Below are 20893 nucleotides of genomic sequence, written 5' to 3' on the forward strand. Positions count from 1 at the left end.
GCTGTCAGCCCTGGGGCCGCCCGGCCCGGCAAGCGCTGTCAGCCCTGGGCTGATCGCCACGCCAGGGGTTGCGGCGAACGGGCGGGTGTGGGGGAGGATGGCTGTATCCGTACGAAGGGAAATCCACGGTGAGCATCGACCCGTCCTCGATTCCGAACTTCGGGGGCCAGCCAGAGCCCGAGCCGAGCGGTCCTCTTGGCCCTGTCATTCCGGACCAGGACCTGGTCAAGCAGCTGCTGGAGCAGATGGAGCTGAAGTACGTCGTCGACGAGGAGGGTGACCTCGTCGCGCCGTGGGAGCAGTTCCGTACGTACTTCATGTTCCGCGGTGAGCAGGATCAGCAGGTCTTCTCGGTCCGTACGTTCTACGACCGGCCGCACGAGATCGACACGAAGCACCAGCTTCTGGAGGTCGTCGACGACTGGAACCGCCGCACCCTGTGGCCCAAGGTCTACAGCCACACCAACGACGACGGCACTGTCCGGCTGATCGGTGAGGCGCAGATGCTGATCGGCACCGGCGTCAGCCTGGAGCACTTCGTCTCCAGCACGGTCAGCTGGGTCCGCGCGTCGATCGAGTTCGACAAGTGGCTGGTCGAGCAGCTCGGCCTGGAGTCCGACCTCGAGTCCGGCGACGACGAGAAGCCGGACGACGAGAACTGACACCCGACGAGGGCCGACACCCGACGGGGACTGACACCCGCGTCGCAGTCGCGCCTTCGGCCGCCGGTGGGCACAGCTGCCGGTGGGCTACAGCTGCCGGTGGGCTACATCGGCACCGGTGCGACGGTCAGCAGATACGTCCCATAAAGGCAGGAGAGCCCGGCGAGCGCGCCGGCCGCCACCACGGCGGTGCGCTGCCGGGCTCTCGCCATCGCCAGGGCCGCCGGGAGCAGCAGCGGGAAGGCGGGCAGCAGGAAGCGCGGCTTGGAGGCGAAGTAGTACGTCCCGCCGCCGCCGAGCGTGATCACCACCAGGACGAGGGTGTAGACCAGCAGCGCCAGCGGTGGCCGGTCCAGGACGAACAGGACCAGCGAGACCAGTGCGGCGACGAGGACCGCGGGCACCATGTAGACAGCCAGCACGTCGTCGCCGAGGAGCACGTGGCGTACGGAGCGGAGGGTGTCGCGGCCGAGGTCGAACCGCGACCCCCAGTCGGCCTGCACCGCGAAGTAGCCGAGCGGATCGCCGCGCCGGGCCCCGACCCAGCCGAGGTAGCCGAGCCAGCCCAGCGGTGAGAGCGCGGCCCCCGCACAGACCCGCCACCTCGGCGGGGCCTCGGCCACCCGGTCGCGGCCGAACACGGTGACCGCGGAGCAGCACACGGCGGCCGTGACCGCGATCCCGTTGGGGCGGCAGAGCCCGGCGAGCAGGGCCAGCGAGCCCGCCCAGACCCAGCGCCCGGTCAGCACGGCGTACAGCGACCAGGCCGCGAGCGCGGTCAGCAGCGGCTCGGTGTACGCCATGGACTGCACGATCGCGTGCGGCAGCAGCCCCCACAGCACCACCAGGCAGAACGCCACGCGCCTGCCGTGCAGCCGGTCCCCGACGGCGAACATCCCCCACGCGGCGGCCCCCGACGCCAGCCAGGCGACGAGCAGCCCGGCGCTGACCGTGCCCAGCGGCGTGGCGAGCGCGACGGCCCGCGCGAGCCCGGGGAACAGCGGGAAGAACGCCAGGTCGCTGAAGGTGAGCCCGGGCCAGTCGGGGGAGGGGAAGGAGGTGCCGTAGCCGTGCCGGGCGATGCCCGTGTACCAGATGCCGTCCCAGGAGTAGCCGAGCAGCGTGAGCGGGTGCCTGCCGAGCCGCCAGGCCCAGACCGCCATGGCCACCATCCCGGTGAGCCGGACGGCGGCGTACACCGCGAGCGCGGGGGCGGCCCGGCGCAGGGATCGCCGTACGACGTCGGTGGCGGAGCGGGCGGGGCGCGGTTCCGGGGGCTGCACGGGTACGGCGGTGTTGGGGGCACCTCCCATGCCCGCAGGGCTATGGGGGATGGACACGGGGCACCTCTCGAAGCGGTCGTGCGCCGGGCGGTCAGGCGCCGAGCCCCCGGGAATGCGGCGGGGGCTCGGCATTTCGACCTTGCGCTCATCCAGCCGAGCCCGCGAGCCGAGGCGCCCGGCCGCGCGCCCGTCCGGGGCACGGTTGCACGCGATCGGCGCAGACCCGCTGGCACCCGCGCCCGATCCGTGCGCTGGTCCAGCGGGGGCGCGGCGACCGCGCCGGAAACGGCGTAGGTAGCCTGGGAAACCGATCGGAGCTGGTCCGCGTCGTTGTCGGTAGAGCATGGATACGGCGTAAGGACTGGTGTGCCTACGCCATCTGGACTACGGGGGAGAGCTGGGCATGGGTGACAAGGCGGGCAAGGCCGACAACGAACTTCCGGAGCCGCCCGACAAGTGGATGCCGCTCCTCCCGGGCCAGCGCGGGATCGTGGCACCGCCCCCGCTGGGCACCCAGTACCCTCATGCGCCGAACATCTACGATCCGTCCGCGCCCCCGCCGCAGCGTTCGCTCCCGCCGGGTGTCCACGGCCCGGTGGCGCCGAATCTGAGGATCGCGGACAAGGTGCTGGAGGGCGCGGCCGGGAAGGCGGACGAGATCCACGACGCCTTCTACACGCCTGCCGCGTCGCTGGAGGAGTCGACGCTGTCGGCGGTCAAGGCTCTCGACGGGCTCCAGACGGCCAATGCGCTGAAGAAGTCTCACGAGAAATGGGAGCAGCAGGCCGGATCGGTGACCGCCTGGCTCACCCATATCGGCAAGAGCCTGCGGCTGGCGGCCCGTGCCTACGACGGCACCGACAAGGGCGTCAAGGACGGCTTCAACCCCTATCTGAAGAATCCGTACCAGCCTCCTGTGCCGTCCTATCCGCCGGCGTATGGCAACCCGTATGCGCCCTACCTGCCGCAGAACGGGGGCGAGTGATGCCGTCCTTCTACCGGGAACTCATGGACGCCGACTTCTCGGCATTGGACACGCTCGCCACCAAATGGGGCGAGGTCCACGGGAAGATAACGAAACTGCCCGACCGGGTGCGGGACGACGTACTCAAGCCACTGAAGGACAAGGGTTACTGGGAGGGCGCGGCGGCCCCCTACGCCTGGTCCCAGATCGACGACATCCAGCGTCAGGTCGCGGGCGCCGTCAAGGTCGCGGAGGCCGTGCAGAAGGTCATCGTGGACGGCGTCGGCGAGCTCAGGGCGGCCCGCACGGAGCTGAAACAGGCGGTGGCCAGGGCGGAGGCGAAGGGGTTGTACGTCGGCCCCGACGGCGTCGTCTCCCGGATCGCCTTCGACGGCCAGTGCACGGTCGACGGGCCCGACGCCGCGACCGAGAAGGAGATGGACACGGCCCAGGACGAGATCATCGCGCTGGTCCGCAAGGCGTATCTCGCCGATGAGAACCTGTCGATCACGCTGATGGCCGATATCGGGGTCGACCAGTGGTTCAACACCAAGAACCCGCTGACGGACATCAACCACACGTCCTCGCTCGGCATCGATCAGTACAACGCCCTGAACCTGGCGCTGGACGGCAAGGAAGCCAACCCGAGGCGCAACAACGACGATCCGTACGACCTCGGCCTCGACTGGGCCGGCGGCACCGGCGATGAGCATCAGGACTTCACCAACGGGGACAAGTTCACCGAGCTGATCCGCCGCAGCGAGAGCATGGCGGACATCCGGAAGCAGACGTTGGAGGGATGGAAGGAGGGCAACGGCACCGGCCGGGCCCATTACTCCATCTCCGAGGACGGCAAGCTCGGTGCGCTGAAGAAGCTGTTCGTCGAGGACCTTCCGGCGATTGTCACCGGCGATGAAGACGGGCTCGGGCAGGCCTTCCTGGGCTCCTACAGCGTCAACTACGAGATCAACGGAGTCGAGCCGGACGGCTCGGTCATCGTGAAATACACGCTGAACAACACCACGAGCGTCTCGTCGTTCCTTCACTACATGGGGTATTACGACTGGCAGGAATCGCTGAACCCGCCCGGCGGCCCCGGCCGCAGCATCGATCAGACCGTGACCTGGACCGAACGGCTTCATCCCGATGGCAAGTAAGACCAAGGCCCGGAAGGCCCGCCGCGCGCTGCGCTGGATGTACGGCTCGGTGCCGCGCGGCCTGATCTTCTCGTTCATCTTCGTGCTGCTGCTGGGCCTGGGCTATCTGCGGCTGATGAACGCGATCGGCGGAAAGCCGTCGCACGGCTGTCCGCGGCCCGCCTCCGACGTGAGCGTGAGCGCGTTGGACGGGGAGTACACGGGGCCTGACGGCATGCGGATCAGGCTCGCGTACCACCGCTCCGGCCCTGACTCCGGAGTCAACCTGTGGGTGGAGAACTGGCGGTACAGCGGCTACGAGCACGGCGACGACAGCCTGGGCTCCTTCGACGGTTCCGGATACTGGGACTACGAGCCGCGCAGCGGGGTCGACGGCATGCAGATCAGGCTGAGCTTCACCGAGGGCCCCGAAGGCAACCCCGACCCGATCAGCTTCCTGACCGTGGGCGGCGACAGCGAGCACCCGGTGCTGTTCGACGACGTGGACCCGGACGTCTGCCCCGACATCGTCCTCACGAAGGCCGACTGAGGGGCGCGCCGAGGGGCCGGACGGACCGGTGGCTATCCGGCAGCCAGCCCCTTGAGCCGGGCCACGGCCTCCGCCAGCACCGGCTCCCGTTTGCAGAACGCGAACCGGACGAACGGCGCGCCCTGGTCCTGGTGGTCGTAGAAGACGGCGTTCGGGATCGCGACCACGCCGCAGCGCTCGGGCAGGGCGCGGCAGAACGCGAAGCCGTCGCTCTCGCCCAGTGGCCGGATATCGGTGGTGATGAAGTACGTTCCGGACGGCCGGAAGACGCCGAACCCGGCGTCCCGCAGCCCCTCGGCCAGCAGATCCCGCTTGGCGAGCAGGTCCGCGCGCAACCCCTCGAAGTAGCTGTCGGGCAGGCGCAGCGCCTCGGCGACCGCGTACTGGAACGGCCCGGAGGACACGTACGTCAGGAACTGCTTCGCGGAGCGCACCGCCGAGACCAGCGGCGGAGCGGCGGTCACCCAACCGACCTTCCACCCGGTGAAGGAGAACGCCTTGCCGGCCGAGCTGATGGTGACGGTCCGGTCGCGCATGCCCGGGAAGGTCGCGAGCGGCGTGTGCCCGGTGCCGAACACCAGGTGTTCGTAGACCTCGTCGGTGACGACGACCAGGTCCCGCTCACAGGCGAGTTCGGCCACGGCGGCCAGCTCCTCGCGGGTGAGCACGGTGCCGGTGGGGTTGTGCGGGGTGTTGAGGAGGATGAGGCGGGTGTGGTCGGTGACGGCCGCCCGCAGTTCGTCCACGTCCAGGTGGTACGTACCGGAGCCGGCGTCCGGCCGCAGCGTGACGGGCACGCGGGTGCCGCCCGCCATGGCGATGCACGCCGCGTACGAGTCGTAGTACGGCTCCAGGGCGATGACCTCGTCGCCCGGTTCCAGCAGCGCCAGCAGCGCGGCGGCGATGGCCTCGGTCGCGCCCGCGGTGATCAGCACCTCGCTGTCCGGGTCGTACGACAGCCCGTACCAGTGCCGCTGGTGCTCGGCGACGGCGGTGCGCAGCTCGGGTACGCCGGGGCCCGGGGGGTACTGGTTGCCGCGGCCGTCGCGCAGCGCGCGCACCGCGGCCTCCCGGATCTCCTCCGGGCCGTCGGTGTCGGGGAAGCCTTGGCCGAGATTGATGGCGCCGGTGCGCACGGCGAGCGCCGACATCTCGGCGAAGATCGTCGTGCCGAAGGCGGCGAGGCGGCGGTTGAGCAGGGGGCGTTCCTTGGAGGCCATGCCTGACATCCTGCGGCCAACCTCTGGAGTTGCTCAACTCTGCTTTGGGCCGGATTCGGCCGGGGCATCAGCCCTCCACGTACGGAGCGCAACCTCGCTTCGGGGGAGATGTAAGGAGAGTGAGGGCAGATGCTGGAGATCTTCCTGGCGGCCGTTCTGGTGCTGTTCGTGATCACGTTGGTGGCGGCGGTCGCCTCCACCTCGGGGAACCGGTCGCCCGGCCGGGGTCGCCGGACGGGCCGGCGGTCGGGGTCGTCGACGAGCTGGTGGGCCGGCAGCGGCGGCGGTTCCTCGTGCGGCGGTGGTTCCTCGTGCGGTAGCAGCTCGTCCTGCGGCGGCGGCTCGTCTTGCGGCGGCGGGGGCGGTGGCGGTGGTGGGGGCGGCTGCGGTGGCGGCGGTGGTGGTGGCGGCTGATCCCTGATCCGCTGATCGGCTGAATCAGTGTGACGGGGGATCGGCGAACGGGGGGTGTGGGCGGCGGGGCGGTGGCAGGTCCACCGGCCCGCCGCCGCCGTGGGCCGGCGTGACGTGTCCGCGTCGGAGGTGCGTCCGTACGCCCCGCGCCGCTTCTGAAGCGCCCCCCAGATGCCAACGTGCGCCGGGCGCATGGTGGTTGAACAGTTGAACGCGAGTGCGCCCGACGGGATGGAAACCCGGCGAACATGGGTAAAAACGCTGTGGCGCCGTGCATTTCATGATTCCGTATTCCCGGACCCTACGGACCCCCAACGTAGGCACGAGCCGGCGCGCCCCCGACGCCTCTGGTCCGCTCCAGAGAGTGGCCCGGCCCACCTTCTCTACTGCGTGCTTGCGGAGCCGATTCATGCTCACGACCCTGAAGACGGCCTACATCGATACCCGCGCCGCCGACCTCGCCTGGTGTCTGGGACGGGAGCCGCTCCCCGCCCTCGCCGCGCTCGGCCTCCAATTCGGCCATGTGAAAGTGCAGTTGAGGCTGCTCGGCGCCTCGCATCAAGTGATCCTCGACAATGGGGACGGCACCTGTTCGGAGACCGTGGCCTGCATGCCCGGCAGCAGCACCCCGCTGCCGCTGGGGGTCTCCACCCTGGTCGGAGAACGGGAGTACGAGTTCGCGGCGCGCGTCGAGACGCTCTCCCGCGGCTCGTTCGCCGGGCGGGCCCAGGAGCTGCTGGCCCTTGTCGCCGACCATCCGCACGGACTCGCCGGAACCTTTCCCGGCGACCCGCACGCCTTCACCGCGATGCTCGCGCAGCGCAGCGACGGGCAGGTGGGCTGGCGGACCTGGCACGCCTATCCGCAGGAGGGCCGGCTGGTCGCGACGCGCACGCGCGTGGGCGTGCGCGCCGCGGCTCCGTTGCAGCCCGACGCGGTGGCGTAGTCCGTTGTGACCCATGCGGTTGTGCGCGCCGACGCGGTGGCGTGATCCGTTGCAGCCCGGGCGGTCGTATGGCCTGACGTGGCGGTGTGATCCGTCGTAGCCCGTGCGGTCGTGTGACCCGGCGCCGTTGGTTGCACCGGATAGTCGCACCGGATAGGGGAATCCCGTGCCCTTGCCGGCGGACGGATTGCACCCGTGTGAGTGACCGGGGGTGAGTGCGTCGTGACGTAGCGTTTCTGCGTGATCGATTCTTCGCCTCCCTACGGTGGGGAGTCCGCCCGGTGCGCCGTTCCGGCCGCCCCCCCTCCGCCGCGGCGGGAGTCGCCGCCAGGCGTCCCCGTGCCCGCCGGGCTCGGCCGTTTCTCCGTCCTGGCCACCGCCTTCATCTGCGCGGCCTGCGGCCTGGTATACGAACTGGAACTCGTCGCCCTGGCCGCGCACTTGACGGGCGATTCGGTCACCCAGGCGTCCGTGGTCCTGGCGGTCATGGTCTTCGCCATGGGGATGGGCTCGCTGCTCGCCAAGCCGCTGCGCCGCCGCGCCGCGCTCGGCTTCGCCGCGGTCGAGGCGCTCCTCGCGCTCGTCGGCGGCGGTTCGGCGATGGCGCTGTACGCGAGCTTCGCCTGGGCCGGGGAGTCGGGCACCGCGCTCGTCGGCTTCGCGCTCGCCATCGGGGTGCTCATCGGCGCCGAGGTGCCGCTGCTGATGACCCTGATCCAACGGGTGCGGCGGCAGGACGCGGGCTGCGCGGTGGCCGACCTGTTCGCGGCCGACTATGTGGGCGCGCTGGTGGGCGGGCTGGCCTTCCCGTTCCTGCTGCTGCCCGCGCTCGGCCAGCTGACCGGCGCCCTGCTGACGGGCGCGGTCAACGCGGTCGCGGGCGGGGGGCTGGTGCTGTGGCTCTTCCGGCGCGAACTGACCGTGCGGGCGCGGTGGACGCTGGTCGCCGCCAACGTCATGGTGCTCTCGCTGCTCGCCGTCGGCGCCGCGCTGACCGGCCCGTTCGAGAGCGCCGCGCGGCGGGCCGTCTACGGCGCGGACGTACGGGTCGCGGTCCGCACCGGCGTACAGGAGATCGTCCTCACGGGCGGCGTGGAGGGCGGGAGCGGGAGCGAAGCAGAGAGTGAGGGCCGACGCGGCTTCCAGGGCGGACGCGGCGTCCAGGGCGGAGGCGCGGGCGACGGCCGGGGCGGGGCGCCGCTGGGCCTGTACCTCGACGGCCGGCTGCGGATCAGCGCCCGCGACGACGCGCTCTACCACGAGGCGCTCGTCCACCCCGCGATGTCCGGTGCGCACCGGCGGGTGCTGGTGCTGGGCGGCGGCGACGGGCTGGCGGCGCGCGAAGTGCTGCGGTACGCCGATGTCGCGTCGGTGACCGTGCTGGAACTCGACCCGGGACTGGTCCGGCTCGCCCGCACGGATCCGGGACTCTCCGCCCTCAACGCGCGTTCCCTGGACGACCCGAGGGTCCGGCTGGTGACGGGCGACGCCTTCGGCTGGCTCCGCGGCCGCGCCGGTCGGGACGGGCCGGGCCGGTTCGACGTGGTGATCTCCGACCTCCCCGGGCCGACTGCCACCGCCGGCACCAGGCTGTACTCCCATGAGTTCTACGGGTTGATGCGGCGGGCGCTGGCACCGGGCGGGCGGCTGACGGTGCACGCCGGTTCGCTCTGCGCCCGGCCGCGGGATTTCTGGACGGTTGACGCGACGGTGCGGTCGGTGGGGCTGCTGACGGTGCCGTACGCGGTCGGCGGCGCGCGGGGCTGCGCGTGGCGCCCCGGGCCGGACGGCGCGCGGCACGCCGCCCCGCCGGACTGGGGCTTCGTCCTGGCCGGTCGCGGACGTCCCCGGCTGGACCTGTCGCCACGGGTGCCCCCGCTGCGCGCGGTGACGGCGAAGGGGCTGCGGCGGGCGGCCCGCTGTGCGGCGGAGCGGCGGGCGCCGGTGGCTCCGGTCTCGACCCTGATGCACCCGCGCTACACGGGTTAGGCCGGGTCCGGCGAACGCTTCGCGCCCGGACGGGGGCGGGGCGGGGCGCACGGGGCGCGGGCGCGCGGCCACGCGGGGAGGAGCGGGATGGGGCGGGCGGAGGGCCTGATGGGGGCGGAGCGTACGGCACGGGGCGCGGCGGCGTACGGTGGCGCGCGAAAGTTGCGCGGGAGCGGCGCTGAGGACGGGGACCGTGGGTAGGCTCGGTGGACATGGAGCATGAGGTGTTCGTTGCGCTTCCCGTCGACACCGTCCGGCGGGCCCTCGCCGACCCCGCCCGTATCGCCCGCAGCATCCCCGGTCTCCAGCAGGACGCCGACGAGTCGGCCGGCCCGATCGCCGGACGGCTGCGCCTCCGTATCGGCGGGCACACGATCACCTACCGCGGCACGCTCCGCGTCGCCGAGCGCGACGGGGTCTTCGAGGCCGAGGCGGAGGCCGTGGAGGTGCGCGGTGACGGCGGCCTGAAGGCCGTGCTCACCGTCGTGCCGGCGGCGGCGGACGGCGGGACCCGGCTGGCCTGCTCCGCGTCTGTACGCAGCGAGGGCCGCCTGGCGGAGTACGACGCGCAGACCGGGGAGGCGGTCGCCCGCCGGCTGCTGGACCGCTTCGCCTCGAACCTGGCGGCGGGGCTGGCCTCAGACGCCCCCGAGGACGCGGCGGCCGGGAACCCGCCCGGGAACCCGCCTGGGGTGGGGGCCGAGAACCGGCCTGAGGCGGAGGCTCGCGGCACCGCGCCGGACGACGTCGCGGAGTCCGGCGGCGATACGGCGGCGGAGCCCGGCGGCGACGCCGGGTACGACCCCGGTGGCGCCGATCTGGACGCCGTCGGCGATCTGGACGGGGTCAGCGATCTGGACGGGGCCGACGGCATCGATGGCATCGACGGTGTCGACCCGCTGGACGGTCTGGACGGCGAGCCCCCCGCCGAGGCCGCGCACGCCCGCCGCACGATGATCGGCCGCAGCACCGAAGAGGTCGACCACGCCCCGCCCCGCGGCCGGTACGCCCCCGTTCCCGCCCCCGACGCGGCCCCTGCCGGTGCCGCGCTGCGCTGGGCCGCGCCCGCCGCCGCGTTCGTCCTCGCGTCGGCCGTCGTCGTCGGCCGCCGCGTCCTGCGCCGCCGCCGCTGAGCCGGACCGCCCGCGGGTACGGGCGGGCAGGCGGGCCGTAGGGCGGTAGGTACGGGCGGGTAAGCGGACGGCGGGTACGGGCGGGCAGGTGGGCCGCGGCGGGCCACCGGGTCGGCGCCTCCTACCTCCGCCCGCCGCGGCCGCATAGGGTCGGAGTCGTGACCACCCACAACACAACGGAGGCCCAGGGCGTGCGGCTGGCCGCCGGCGACGCCGAGCTGACCGTCCTGCCGGACAACGGCTGCCGTGTCGGCTCCCTGCGGATCGGCGGAACGGAACTGCTGCGCCAAGGCCCGAAGTTCGGCTCGTTCCCGATGGTGCCGTGGTGCGGCCGGGTCGAGCTGGGCCAGTTCCGCAACGGCGGAGAGCGCCACCAACTGCCCCTCAACGCCCCGCCGCACGCGATCCACGGAACGGGCCGCGACACCGCCTGGCGCCCCGCCCACGTGACGGAGACCGCCGCGTCCTTCACCTACGACCTCGCCGCCCCCTGGCCGTACCCCGGCCGCGTCACCCAGGTCTTCGAGCTGGTGCCGGACAGTCTCACGATGGCGATGAGCGTGGAGACGATCGGCGACTCCTTCCCGGCCCAGGCGGGCTGGCACCCGTGGTTCCTGCGCGACCTCGGCCAGGGCGGCGCCGACGTCGAGTTGTCCTTCACCGCCGACTGGCAGGAGGAGCGGGGCGAGGACCACCTGCCCACCGGGCGCCGCATCGCCCCGCTGCCCGGCCCCTGGGACGACTGCTTCGGGATGGCGGATGGGGTGGAGGTGACCCTCACCTGGCCGAAGCGGCTGGAGCTGACGATCACCAGCCGCAGCGAGTGGGTCGTGGTCTACGACGAGCAGGCCGAGGCGGTCTGCGTCGAGCCGCAGTCCGGCCCGCCCAACGGCCTGAACACGCTGCCGCGCCTGGTCACCCCGATCGACCCGCTGGAGATCTCCACGACGTGGCGCTGGCGCACGCTCGACTAGTCTCATACGCATGAGCGATGCGCGTGACGCCCTGCTGGCACAGATCAAGGACAAGGCCGTGGTCCACGGCAAGGTGACCCTCTCCTCCGGGCTGGAGGCCGATTACTACATCGACCTGCGCCGGATCACCCTGGACGCCGAGGCCGCCCCGCTGGTCGGGCAGGTCATGCTCGACGCGACGGCCGACCTGGAGTACGACGCGGTCGGCGGCCTGACCCTGGGCGCCGACCCGGTCGCCACGTCGATGCTGCACGCCGCCGCCGCCCGCGGCCGCAAGCTGGACGCGTTCGTCGTGCGGAAGGCGCAGAAGACGCACGGCATGCAGCGGCGGATCGAGGGCCCGGACATCAAGGGCCGCCGGGTTCTGGTGGTCGAGGACACCTCCACCACCGGCGGCTCCCCGCTGACGGCCGTGGAGGCGGCGCGCGAGGCGGGCGCGGAGGTCGTGGCGGTGGCCACGATCGTGGAGCGGGGTGCCGCTCCGGCGATCGCCGAGGCCGGGCTCCGGTATCTGCCGGCGTACTCGCTGGCCGATCTCGACCTGGGCTGATCAACCCGCGCTGATCTGCGACTTTTCTGAGTTTCTCCCAAGGGGTGCGGTGTTTCACGTGAAACACCGCACCCCTTCGGCGTACCGGTCGAGGCGCCGTCTGGAGCAATTGACAGAGTCTGCGAGGATAGGCGCGACGATGACGTCGCCCCCCTAGGTCAGGGCGCAGAAGAAACCCCGCACATCACAAGGAGCGGACACATGCCCATCGCATCCCCCGAGATCTACAACGAGATGCTCGACCGGGCGAAGGCAGGCAAGTTCGCCTACCCGGCGATCAACGTGACCTCGACGCAGACGCTGCACGCCGCGCTGCGCGGTTTCGCCGAGGCCGAGAGCGACGGCATCATCCAGATCTCCACCGGTGGCGCCGAGTTCCTGGGCGGTCAGTACAGCAAGGACATGGTGTCCGGCGCGGTCGCGCTGGCCGAGTTCGCGCACGTCGTGGCCAAGAAGTACCCGGTCAACATCGCGCTGCACACCGACCACTGCCCGAAGGACAAGCTCGACGGCTACGTCCGTCCGCTGCTCGCGATCTCCCAGGAGCGCGTGGCCGCCGGCCAGAACCCGCTGTTCCAGTCCCACATGTGGGACGGCTCCGCCGAGAAGCTGGACGAGAACCTGGCCATCGCGCAGGAGCTGCTCGCCGAGGCCGTGAAGGCCAAGATCATCCTCGAGGTCGAGATCACCCCGACCGGTGGCGAGGAGGACGGCGTCACGCACGAGATCAACGACGAGCTGTACACCACCGTCGCCGACGTCGAGCGGACCGCCGAGGCCCTCGGCCTGGGCGAGAAGGGCCGCTACCTGCTGGCCGCCTCGTTCGGCAACGTCCACGGCGTCTACAAGCCGGGCAACGTCGTGCTCCGCCCGGAGCTGCTGCGTGAGCTCCAGGACGGCGTGGCCGCCAAGCACGGCAAGACCGACCCGTTCGACTTCGTCTTCCACGGCGGCTCCGGCTCCACGGAGGAGGAGATCCGCACCGCGCTGGAGAACGGCGTGGTGAAGATGAACCTCGACACCGACACCCAGTACGCCTTCACCCGCCCGGTCGCGGACCACATGTTCCGCAACTACGACGGCGTGCTGAAGGTCGACGGCGAGGTCGGCGACAAGAAGACCTACGACCCGCGCAGCTGGGGCAAGCTGGCCGAGAAGGGCATGGCCGAGCGCGTCACCAAGGCGTGCGCGGACCTGCGCTCGACGGGCACCAAGCTCAAGTAGGCGCCTGAGCAGCGGCTGACCAGCGCCTGACCTGTGTACGGGCGGCGGGCCCGGTACCCCGGACACGGGGTGCCGGGCCCGCGCCGTGTCCGCCGCAGAGGTGGCCGCCGGGCAGGGGTGCGGGGAGGATCGGGGCATGACCGAGTCCGCGTCGGCGGCGCCCGGCGCCGTCCGGCTCGCCACGCCCGTGGGGCGCTGGGTGCTGCTCACCACCGTCCTCGGATCGGGCATGGCGCTGCTCGACAGCACCGTCGTCAACGTGGCCCTGCCGCGCATCGGAGCCGATCTGGGTGCCGGTCTCGCCGCGCTCCAGTGGACCGTGAACGCCTACATGCTCACGCTGGCCGCGCTGATCCTGCTGGGCGGGGCGCTCGGGGACCGGTTCGGGCGGCGGCGGATCTTCGTCATCGGCGTGGTGTGGTTCGCGGTCGCCTCGCTGCTGTGCGGGCTGGCGCCGAACGCCGGGGTCCTCGTCGCCGCCCGCGCGTTCCAGGGCATCGGCGGGGCGCTGCTCACGCCCGGCTCGCTGGCGCTGATCCAGTCGACCTTCCACCCCGACGACCGCGCGCGGGCGGTCGGCGTGTGGTCGGGGTTCGGCGGGGTCGGCGCGGCCGTCGGGCCGTTCGTCGGCGGCTGGCTGGTGGACGGGCCCGGCTGGCGCTGGGTGTTCCTGCTCAATGTGCCGCTGGCGGCGCTGTGCGTCCCCGTCGCGCTGCGGCACGTACCGGACTCCCGGGACCCGCATGCTCACGGGCGGTTCGACGTGCTCGGCGCGGGGCTCGGCGCGCTGGCACTCGGCGCGGTCACCTACGCGCTGATCGCGGCGCCGGAGCGGGGCGCCTCGGCCGCCGTGCTCGGCTCGGCCGTCGGCGGGCTGCTGCTGGCCGCCGTGTTCGCCGTGGTGGAACGGCGGCGACCGGATCCGATGCTGCCGTTCGGGATCTTCACGTCGCGGCAGTTCAGCGCCGTCAACGCGGTCACCCTCTGCGTCTACGCGGCGTTCGGCGGCTTCTTCTTCCTCGCCGTGCTCCAGCTCCAGATCGTGACGGGCTACTCCGCACTCGCCGCCGGTACCGCCCTGCTGCCCACCACGGTGCTGATGCTGCTGCTGTCCGCCCGCTCCGGCGAGCTGGGGCGACGGATCGGCCCGCGTATCCCGCTCACGGTCGGGCCGCTGCTGTGCGCGGCCGGGATGCTGCTGATGGCGCGCGTCGGCGAGGACGCGGTGTACTGGCGGGACGTGCTGCCCGCGCTGCTCGTGCTCGGGGCCGGCATGGTCACGCTGGTCGCCCCGCTCACCGCGACCGTGCTGGCCTCTGTGGATGTGAGCCGGGCGGGCCTGGCCAGCGGCGTCAACAACGCGGCGGCGCGCGCGGCGGGGCTCCTCGCGGTGGCGGCCCTGCCGCTGCTCGCCGGCATGGACCCGGACGCGTACCGCTCGGCGGACCGCTTCGACGACGCCTTCCGGCTCGCGATGGGGCTGTGCGCGGTGCTGCTGGTACTCGGCGCGCTGCTCGCCTGGTTCACGGTGCGGTCCGATGTGCTGGCGCCCGCGGCGGAGGGGGAGCCGCCGCACTGCCGGGCCGAGTGCCGCACGCACTGCGCGGTGGCCGCGCCCCCGCTGGACCCCGGCGAGCCGGAGCCGACGCACCACCCAGGTGACCGTCCCCCGCCCCGCTCCTCCCCGTAGCTTCCCTGGCCCCGCGCCCGCTCCTCCCCGTAGCTTCGCTGGTCCCGCTCCCGCTCCCGCTCCCGCTCCCGCCTCCCGCTCGTCCCCGTGGAGCCAACGGAGGCGGCCGTCGTGGCGGGCCGTCCGGCAGACTGGGTCCCATGGCCATTCACGAGAACCTGTTCGGGGGACCGCCCCCGACCCACCTGCCCGACGATCCCGAGCCGCGCGAGCTGCTCGCCTCGGGCGCGGCCCCCACCGAGGTCGCCGCGAAGTACCCGGCGTCGTCCCTCGCCTGGGCGCAGCTCGCCGATGAGGCCTTCGAGGCCGGCCGGGTCGTCGAGTCCTACGCGTACGCCCGCACCGGCTACCACCGCGGCCTGGACGCGCTGCGCCGCAGCGGCTGGAAGGGGCACGGCCCGGTGCCGTTCGAGCACGAGCCCAACCGCGGCTTCCTGCGCGCGCTGCACGCGCTCGCCCGCGCCGCCCAGGCGATCGGCGAGCAGGAGGAGTACGAGCGCTGCACGACCTTCCTGCGGGACAGCTCCCCGACCGCGGCGGACACGCTCTCCTGAGGCGCGTCGAGTACGGCTGATCGGGACCGTACGAAGGCACTTCGTGCGCGTACGCGTCCGGCTTCCGGGCCTGCCTGGGCGGATACCGACCAGGCAGGCCCTTGCCGTACGCGCGCGGGCCGCGCATGATGCGCTCAGGACCCGGGCGATCTCGGGTCCTGAGGGGACCGGGGCTCCATCGCCGATGAGGAAGGAGCGGACCGCTACCCGGACGCTGTACCGAGGAGACAGTGATGTCGCAACATCACGACGCGTACCACGCCCAGGCTCAGGCCCAGCCCCAGCACGGGAACGAGGCGGACCCGGACACCCCGAATCTCGACTTCCAGGGCACCACCCCTTACGAGGACTACGTCCAGGCGTCCGTCCTCACGCATTTGCAGCATCCCCGGTCGGACGACCCCGGCGAGATGGTCTTCCTGGTCACGACCCAGGTCATGGAGCTGTGGTTCACCGTCATCGTCCACGAGTGGGAGACCGCCGCGCAGGCGCTGCGCGAGGACGACCTGCCGACCGCGATGGCCGCGCTGCGGCGCTCCGGCCATGAGCTGGAGTCCCTGAACGACTCGTGGAAGCCGCTCGCCCACCTCACGCCCGGGCAGTTCAACGCCTACCGTTCCGCCCTCGGCGAGGGCTCCGGCTTCCAGTCCGCGATGTACCGGCGGCTGGAGTTCCTGCTGGGCGAGAAGTCCGCGTCCATGCTGGTGCCGCACCGGGGCTCGCCGCGTGTCCACGAGGAGCTGGAGAAGGCGCTCGCCGAGCCCAGCCTCTACGACGAGGTGCTGGCCTTCCTCGCCCGCCGCGGCTGCGCGGTCCCGCGGTCCGTGCTGGACCGCGATCTCACCCGGCGGTATGAGCCGGATCCGCTGGTCGAAGAGGTGTGGCGGCGGATCTACGCCGAGGCCGGAGCGGGCGACAGCGAGCTGGTCCGGCTGGGCGAGCAGCTGACCGAGGTCGCCGAGCTGGTGTGGCGCTGGCGCAACGACCACCTCGTCGCGACCCGGCGGGCCATGGGCGCCAAGACGGGCACCGGCGGCTCGGCGGGCGTGGCCTGGCTGGAGAAGCGCGCGGCGAAGAACGTCTTCCCCGAGCTGTGGACGGCGCGCAGCCATGTCTGAGCAGCTGGCCGCAGAGGCGGCGCGGCTCGATGCCGCAGACGAACTCGCCAAGGTCCGCGACCGGTTCGCCCTCGACAGCGACACCGTCTACCTCGACGGCAACTCGCTGGGTGCCCTGCCGCACTCCGTCGCCCCGCGCCTGCAGCAGGTGATCACCCACGAGTGGGGGCGGCTGCGCATACGCTCGTGGGACGAGAGCGGCTGGTGGACCGCGCCCGAGCGCGTCGGCGACCGCGTCGGCCGCCTGATCGGGGCCGCGCCGGGCCAGGTCGTCGTCGGCGACTCGACGAGCGTGAACGTCTTCAAGGCCGTCGTCGCGGCGGTACGGATCGCCCAGGCGGGCGGCGCAGTCGGCGCCGCGCCCCCGGGCGGCGCGGCGCCCGCACGAGGCACGGTGATCTCGGGCGGTGCGGTGACCCCGGGCGGCGCGGATGACGCGGTCGCCGGGGATGGCGGTGCCATGGCCCCGGGCGGCGAGGGCGGCGTGCACGCCCGGGACGAGATCCTGGTCGACGCCACCACCTTTCCCACCGATGGCTACATCGCGCGGTCCGCGGCCCGGCTGACCGGCTGCACCCTGCGGCCCGTGCCGCCGGGCGAGATGGCGGCAGCCGCCGGGCCGCGCACCGCGGTCGCGCTCGTCAACCACGTCGACTACCGCACCGGACGACTGCACGATCTGCCCGGCATCACGGCCGCCGTGCACGCGGCCGGCGCGCGCGTGGTGTGGGACCTGTGCCACAGCGCGGGCGCGCTGCCGGTCGGGCTGGACGCGCACGGTGTCGACTTCGCGGTCGGTTGCACGTACAAGTACCTCAACGGCGGGCCCGGTTCGCCCGCGTATCTGTACGTGGCCCGGGATCTCCAGCCCCGCTTCGACTCCCCGCTGCCGGGCTGGAACTCGCACGCCGACCCGTTCGGCATGGAGGCCGACTACGCCCCGGCCGACGGCGCGGTCCGCGGCCGGGTCGGCACTCCCGACATCCTGTCGCTGCTGGCCCTCGACGCGGCGCTCGACGTCTGGGACGGCGTGGAGATCGAGGACGTCCGCGCGAAGAGCCTGGCCCTGACCGACTTCTTCCTGCGCTGCGTCGGGACGTACGTCCCCGCGGGCCGGGTCACGTCGGTCACCCCCGCCGAGCACGGGGAGCGCGGCAGCCAGGTCTCGCTGCGCTGTTCCGACGCGGGTGCGGTGATGAACGAGCTCATCCGGCGCGGTGTCGTGGGCGACTTCCGCCGCCCCGACGTGCTGCGCTTCGGCTTCACCCCGCTCTATACGGGCTTCGCCGACGCGGAGCGCGCGGCCCGGGTGCTGGCCGAGGTGCTGGGCGAGGGCACCGGGACATCCGAGGGGGTGTCCTAGCCCGTGACGGTGCGAGGGCAGGAGGGCGGCGGGCCCAGCGGGCTCAGCGGGCCGGAGGCGGACGGCAGCCTCAGCTCCGCGCGGCGGGCCGCCGCCGAGGAGGAGTCGGCCTTCGGGCACGCGCCCGTCGCTCCGGACGTGTCCGCCGCGTACGGCGAACACCCGGACCAGGTCGTGGACTTCTACCTGCCCCGCACCGGGCCCGGCGGGTCGCCGGACGGGCCGTCCGACCCGCCCCACGCCGGGGGTGCCGTGAGGTCCGAGTCGCCCCGTGCTGAGAGCGCTGGGCACGCCGATCCCTCTCGCACCGAGCCCGGCGAGCCGCCGGGTCTGCCCCGCACCCCGCCCGGCGAGCCGTCCGCCCTGTTCGGCATCGGGCCCGGTTGGCGGTCTGTCCTGTCCGGCGTCGCGGCCGTCGGGCCGTCCGAACCGGACCCCAGCGAAGACGCCGGCCCGCCCGAGTCGTCTCGTACCGGCGGTGGATCGCCTGACCTGCCCCGCACCGAGCCCGCCGGGTCGTCCGACCCGCCCTCTCCCGAGGCGGCCGCCGGGTTGCCCTGCGCTGAGGGGGGCGCCGGTAAGGCCGGTGCCCCCGCGCCGCTCGTCGTGCTCTTCCACGGCGGTGCCTGGCGGGCGCGCTACGACCGGTGGCACCTGTCGCCGTTCGCCGCGTACCTCGCCGGGCGCGGCTTCGCCGTCGCGTCCGTGGAGTACCGGCGCGGCGGCGAGGAGCGCGCCGACACGGCGTCCGACGGTGCCCCGAAGGGCCGTCAGGAAGCGGCGGACAGCGCCCCGGACGTGCCACCGGCCGGGCGGTGGCCGGAGACGTTCGACGACATCGCCGCCGCCATGGACGCGCTGCCCGAGCTCGTACGCACACGGATCCCGGCTCACGCCGACCCCGACCGCATCGTGCTCTGCGGCCACTCCGCGGGTGGGCACGCCGCGCTGTGGGCGGCCGCGCGCCATCGGCTGCCGACCGGCTCGCGTTGGCATCTCCCTTCGCCTCCCCCCGTTCTCGGTGTGGTCGCGCTGGCCCCCATCGCGGAGTTCCGCACGGCGCGGGAACTGCGCGTGTGCTCGGACGCCGTCGACGAACTGCTCGGCGGGGCGGAGCACATGCGGGCACGCTCGCCCTACACCGATCCCGCCGTGCTGCTCCCCACCGGCATCGCCACCACCATCGTGCAGGGCGCCACTGACATCGACGTTCCACCGCCGGTCGCGGAGGCGTTCGCGGCCGCCGCGGCACGGGCCGGACAGCGGGTCCGGTTCACCCTGCTCGCCGGGACGGGCCACTTCCCGCTGATCGACCCGGCCGCGCCCGCGGCCGACACGGTGGTGGCGGAACTCGCCCGCGTCACGGAACTCGCCCGCGTCACGGAACCCGGCCCGTCCGGAGGCACCCGGACGAGGTCCGGGGGAGATCGAGGGCCGGTGCTCGGACCCGGGGCCTGACGGCCGGAGTTCGACAGCAGCGCCTGAAAGCCGCGGACCGGCGTCCGCTACTCGGGGGTCCGCTACTCGCGTCCGCTACTTGGGTCCGCTCGGGCTCGCCTGGGTCCGCCTGGGTCCAGCCTGGGGCCGCCCGGGTCCGCCACCCGGGTCTGCTCGGGTTCGGCACCCGGGTCCGGTCGCCCCCACAGCGCCGAAGCCCGCCGCAGCGGCTCACGCGCGCCGTGCTCCCGTACGCTCCGGTCATGACCACAGTCGCCGGGTTCAACCCGTGGAGCGGGTCCTTCGTCGCCGACCCCTACCCCGTGTACGCGAGTCTGCGCGAAGCCGGCCGCGCCCACTACTTCGCGCCCACCAAACAATGGCTGATCCCGCGTCACGACGACGTCAGCGCCCTGCTGCGCGACCGCCGTCTCGGCCGTACGTACCGGCACCGGTTCACCCACGAGGAGTTCGGCCGGCCCGCGCCCCCGCCCGCGCACGGCCCGTTCCACACGCTCAACGACAACGGACTGCTGGACCTGGAACCGCCCGACCACACCCGTATCCGGCGCCTGGTCTCCCAGGCGTTCACCCCGCGTACGGTCGAGCGGCTCGCGTCCACGATCGAGCGGATGGCGGGAGACCTGGTGGACGGGCTGCTCGCCGAGGGCGGTGGGGACCTGATAGCGGCCGTCGCCGAGCCGCTGCCGGTGGCGGTGATCGCCGAGATGCTGGGCATTCCGGAGGCCGACCGGGGGCAGCTGCGCCCGTGGTCGGCGGACATCTGCGGCATGTACGAGCTGAATCCCGGTGAGGAGACGGCCGCGCGCGCGGTCCGCGCCTCGCTGGAGTTCTCCGCGTATCTGCGGGAGTTGATCGCGGCCCGCCGGGACAACCCCGGCCAGGACCTGATCAGCGCGATGATCGCGGCGCACGACGCGGAGGACCGGCTCTCCGAGCAGGAGATGGTCTCCACCTGCGTGACGCTGCTGAACGCCGGTCACGAGGCGACCGTCAACAGCACCGGCAACGGCTGGCTGACGCTCTTCCGCCATCCCGACCAGCTCGACCGGCTGCGCGCCGAGCCGGACGCGCTGCTGCCGTCGGCGATCGAGGAGCTGCTGCGCTTCGACACGCCCCTCCAGATGTTCGAGCGGTGGGTGCTGGACGACATCGAGGTCGGAGGCACCGTGATCCCGCGCGGCAGCGAGGTCGCGCTGCTCTTCGGCTCGGCCAATCACGACCCGGCCCGCTTCGACGACCCTGGCACGCTCGATCTCGGCCGTAAGGACAACCCACACCTCAGCTTCGGCGCGGGCATCCACTACTGCCTGGGTGCGCCGCTGGCCCGGATGGAACTCGCGGCTTCCTACGGCGCGTTGCTGCGGCACGCCCCTGGTCTGCGGCTGGTACGGGAGCCGGAGTGGAACCCCGGCTACGTCATCCGGGGCCTGCGGGAGCTGGTGGTCGAGGTCTGACCCGCCCCGTTCCGTTTGTCCACAGCCTGTGGACAAACGGAACGGGGTTTGACGTGAGGCTTTGGGAGCCGCCTCGCGGCACTCCCCTGAGGTGGCGAGGAGCCGCCGCGGCCGGCGGCGGGTTGTGTGCTGTCTCGGGCGCGCGGTGGCTGTGTCGAGATGCGATGACCGCCGCGCGGTGTTTGTGCCGAGATGCGACTACCGCCGC

18 protein-coding genes and 2 pseudogenes are annotated in these 20893 nt (G+C 72.8%); 18 read left to right on the forward strand and 2 right to left on the reverse strand.

Annotation, left to right across the window (positions count from 1 at the left end; genetic code table 11):
• Nucleotides 1–128: 128 nt before the first annotated feature.
• Nucleotides 129–662 (forward strand): YbjN domain-containing protein, encoded by a 534-nt coding sequence (locus ACQUSR_RS17430; RefSeq protein ID WP_431043495.1) that lies wholly within the window; start codon nt 129–131, stop codon nt 660–662.
• 104 nt (nt 663–766) lie between these two features.
• On the opposite strand, the gene ACQUSR_RS17435 is transcribed toward ACQUSR_RS17430, so the two are convergent.
• The gene (locus ACQUSR_RS17435; RefSeq protein WP_431043496.1) at nt 767–1975 is read right to left on the reverse strand and encodes a hypothetical protein; all 1209 of its coding nucleotides are present in this window, start codon (nt 1973–1975) and stop codon (nt 767–769) included.
• Between the two features lie 373 nt (nt 1976–2348).
• Here ACQUSR_RS17435 and ACQUSR_RS17440 point away from each other — a divergent pair, with 373 nt between their 5' ends.
• From ACQUSR_RS17440 to ACQUSR_RS17450, 3 genes are read left to right on the forward strand one after another with little or no spacing between them, the layout of a single operon-like run.
• Nucleotides 2349–2930: a hypothetical protein gene (locus tag ACQUSR_RS17440; protein ID WP_431043497.1), complete on the forward strand. Its 582-nt coding sequence runs from the start codon at nt 2349–2351 to the stop codon at nt 2928–2930.
• Complete coding sequence (locus ACQUSR_RS17445) at nt 2930–4066, forward strand: hypothetical protein (protein ID WP_431043498.1); 1137 nt, start codon at nt 2930–2932, stop codon at nt 4064–4066. The genes ACQUSR_RS17440 and ACQUSR_RS17445 overlap by 1 nt, the downstream gene beginning before the upstream one ends.
• Nucleotides 4056–4595 (forward strand): hypothetical protein, encoded by a 540-nt coding sequence (locus ACQUSR_RS17450; protein WP_431043499.1) that lies wholly within the window; start codon nt 4056–4058, stop codon nt 4593–4595. The genes ACQUSR_RS17445 and ACQUSR_RS17450 overlap by 11 nt, the downstream gene beginning before the upstream one ends.
• 32 nt (nt 4596–4627) lie before the next feature.
• Here the strand turns inward: ACQUSR_RS17450 and ACQUSR_RS17455 are convergent, their stop codons facing one another.
• The gene (locus ACQUSR_RS17455) at nt 4628–5815 is read right to left on the reverse strand and encodes a pyridoxal phosphate-dependent aminotransferase (RefSeq protein ID WP_431043500.1); all 1188 of its coding nucleotides are present in this window, start codon (nt 5813–5815) and stop codon (nt 4628–4630) included.
• Between the two features lie 129 nt (nt 5816–5944).
• Here ACQUSR_RS17455 and ACQUSR_RS17460 point away from each other — a divergent pair, with 129 nt between their 5' ends.
• The 14 genes and pseudogenes from ACQUSR_RS17460 to ACQUSR_RS17525 all read left to right on the forward strand — a co-directional run bounded on the left by ACQUSR_RS17460 (nt 5945) and on the right by ACQUSR_RS17525 (nt 20685).
• On the forward strand, nt 5945–6229 hold the full coding sequence (locus ACQUSR_RS17460) for a hypothetical protein (RefSeq protein WP_431043501.1): 285 nt from the start codon (nt 5945–5947) through the stop codon (nt 6227–6229).
• Nucleotides 6230–6638: 409 nt separating this feature from the next.
• Entirely contained in the window at nt 6639–7175 is a 537-nt protein-coding gene (locus ACQUSR_RS17465) for a DUF2617 family protein (RefSeq protein WP_431043502.1), read from the forward strand.
• 339 nt (nt 7176–7514) lie between these two features.
• Nucleotides 7515–9164 (forward strand): spermidine synthase, encoded by a 1650-nt coding sequence (locus ACQUSR_RS17470; RefSeq protein ID WP_431043503.1) that lies wholly within the window; start codon nt 7515–7517, stop codon nt 9162–9164.
• A 212-nt stretch (nt 9165–9376) separates the two neighbouring features.
• On the forward strand, nt 9377–10297 hold the full coding sequence (locus ACQUSR_RS17475) for an SRPBCC domain-containing protein (protein WP_431043504.1): 921 nt from the start codon (nt 9377–9379) through the stop codon (nt 10295–10297).
• A 158-nt stretch (nt 10298–10455) separates the two neighbouring features.
• On the forward strand, nt 10456–11271 hold the full coding sequence (locus ACQUSR_RS17480; protein WP_431043505.1) for an aldose 1-epimerase: 816 nt from the start codon (nt 10456–10458) through the stop codon (nt 11269–11271).
• Between the two features lie 10 nt (nt 11272–11281).
• Nucleotides 11282–11821 carry an orotate phosphoribosyltransferase gene (gene pyrE, locus ACQUSR_RS17485; protein WP_431043506.1) on the forward strand — a complete coding sequence of 180 codons (540 nt, stop codon included), beginning with the start codon at nt 11282–11284 and terminating at the stop codon, nt 11819–11821.
• A gap of 201 nt (nt 11822–12022) precedes the next feature.
• Complete coding sequence (gene fbaA / locus ACQUSR_RS17490; protein WP_431043507.1) at nt 12023–13045, forward strand: class II fructose-bisphosphate aldolase; 1023 nt, start codon at nt 12023–12025, stop codon at nt 13043–13045.
• A gap of 136 nt (nt 13046–13181) precedes the next feature.
• Nucleotides 13182–14735, forward strand: coding sequence for an MFS transporter (locus ACQUSR_RS17495; protein WP_431043508.1), 1554 nt, complete (start codon nt 13182–13184; stop codon nt 14733–14735).
• Nucleotides 14736–14875: 140 nt separating this feature from the next.
• Nucleotides 14876–15289, forward strand: coding sequence for a DUF3151 domain-containing protein (locus tag ACQUSR_RS17500; protein ID WP_431043509.1), 414 nt, complete (start codon nt 14876–14878; stop codon nt 15287–15289).
• A 233-nt stretch (nt 15290–15522) separates the two neighbouring features.
• Nucleotides 15523–16407 carry a tryptophan 2,3-dioxygenase family protein gene (locus ACQUSR_RS17505; RefSeq protein WP_431043510.1) on the forward strand — a complete coding sequence of 295 codons (885 nt, stop codon included), beginning with the start codon at nt 15523–15525 and terminating at the stop codon, nt 16405–16407.
• Nucleotides 16400–17770: a kynureninase gene (locus ACQUSR_RS17510; protein ID WP_431043511.1), complete on the forward strand. Its 1371-nt coding sequence runs from the start codon at nt 16400–16402 to the stop codon at nt 17768–17770. Before ACQUSR_RS17505 ends, ACQUSR_RS17510 begins: the two co-directional genes overlap by 8 nt.
• Before the next feature lie 75 nt (nt 17771–17845).
• Nucleotides 17846–17977 (forward strand): annotated as a pseudogene (locus ACQUSR_RS17515) (alpha/beta hydrolase); the annotation flags it as partial.
• A gap of 285 nt (nt 17978–18262) precedes the next feature.
• Nucleotides 18263–19132 (forward strand): annotated as a pseudogene (locus ACQUSR_RS17520) (alpha/beta hydrolase family protein); the annotation flags it as partial.
• 338 nt (nt 19133–19470) lie between these two features.
• Nucleotides 19471–20685, forward strand: a complete 1215-nt coding sequence (locus ACQUSR_RS17525) for a cytochrome P450 (RefSeq protein ID WP_431043512.1) — start codon at nt 19471–19473, stop codon at nt 20683–20685.
• Nucleotides 20686–20893 lie beyond the last annotated feature (208 nt).

The organism is Streptomyces sp. P1-3 (genome assembly GCF_050613155.1).
In the GTDB taxonomy this organism is placed as follows: Bacteria; Actinomycetota; Actinomycetes; order Streptomycetales; family Streptomycetaceae; genus Streptomyces.

Coding starts and splice junctions, on each gene's coding strand:
- ACQUSR_RS17435 (WP_431043496.1), bottom strand. CDS start 1,975: ATGGGAGGTGCCCCCAACACCGCCGTACCCGTGCAGCCCCCGGAACCG.
- ACQUSR_RS17440 (WP_431043497.1), top strand. CDS start 2,349: ATGGGTGACAAGGCGGGCAAGGCCGACAACGAACTTCCGGAGCCGCCC.
- ACQUSR_RS17445 (WP_431043498.1), top strand. CDS start 2,930: ATGCCGTCCTTCTACCGGGAACTCATGGACGCCGACTTCTCGGCATTG.
- ACQUSR_RS17450 (WP_431043499.1), top strand. CDS start 4,056: ATGGCAAGTAAGACCAAGGCCCGGAAGGCCCGCCGCGCGCTGCGCTGG.
- ACQUSR_RS17455 (WP_431043500.1), bottom strand. CDS start 5,815: ATGGCCTCCAAGGAACGCCCCCTGCTCAACCGCCGCCTCGCCGCCTTC.
- ACQUSR_RS17460 (WP_431043501.1), top strand. CDS start 5,945: ATGCTGGAGATCTTCCTGGCGGCCGTTCTGGTGCTGTTCGTGATCACG.
- ACQUSR_RS17465 (WP_431043502.1), top strand. CDS start 6,639: ATGCTCACGACCCTGAAGACGGCCTACATCGATACCCGCGCCGCCGAC.
- ACQUSR_RS17475 (WP_431043504.1), top strand. CDS start 9,377: ATGGAGCATGAGGTGTTCGTTGCGCTTCCCGTCGACACCGTCCGGCGG.
- pyrE (WP_431043506.1), top strand. CDS start 11,282: ATGAGCGATGCGCGTGACGCCCTGCTGGCACAGATCAAGGACAAGGCC.
- fbaA (WP_431043507.1), top strand. CDS start 12,023: ATGCCCATCGCATCCCCCGAGATCTACAACGAGATGCTCGACCGGGCG.
- ACQUSR_RS17495 (WP_431043508.1), top strand. CDS start 13,182: ATGACCGAGTCCGCGTCGGCGGCGCCCGGCGCCGTCCGGCTCGCCACG.
- ACQUSR_RS17500 (WP_431043509.1), top strand. CDS start 14,876: ATGGCCATTCACGAGAACCTGTTCGGGGGACCGCCCCCGACCCACCTG.
- ACQUSR_RS17505 (WP_431043510.1), top strand. CDS start 15,523: ATGTCGCAACATCACGACGCGTACCACGCCCAGGCTCAGGCCCAGCCC.
- ACQUSR_RS17510 (WP_431043511.1), top strand. CDS start 16,400: ATGTCTGAGCAGCTGGCCGCAGAGGCGGCGCGGCTCGATGCCGCAGAC.
- ACQUSR_RS17525 (WP_431043512.1), top strand. CDS start 19,471: ATGACCACAGTCGCCGGGTTCAACCCGTGGAGCGGGTCCTTCGTCGCC.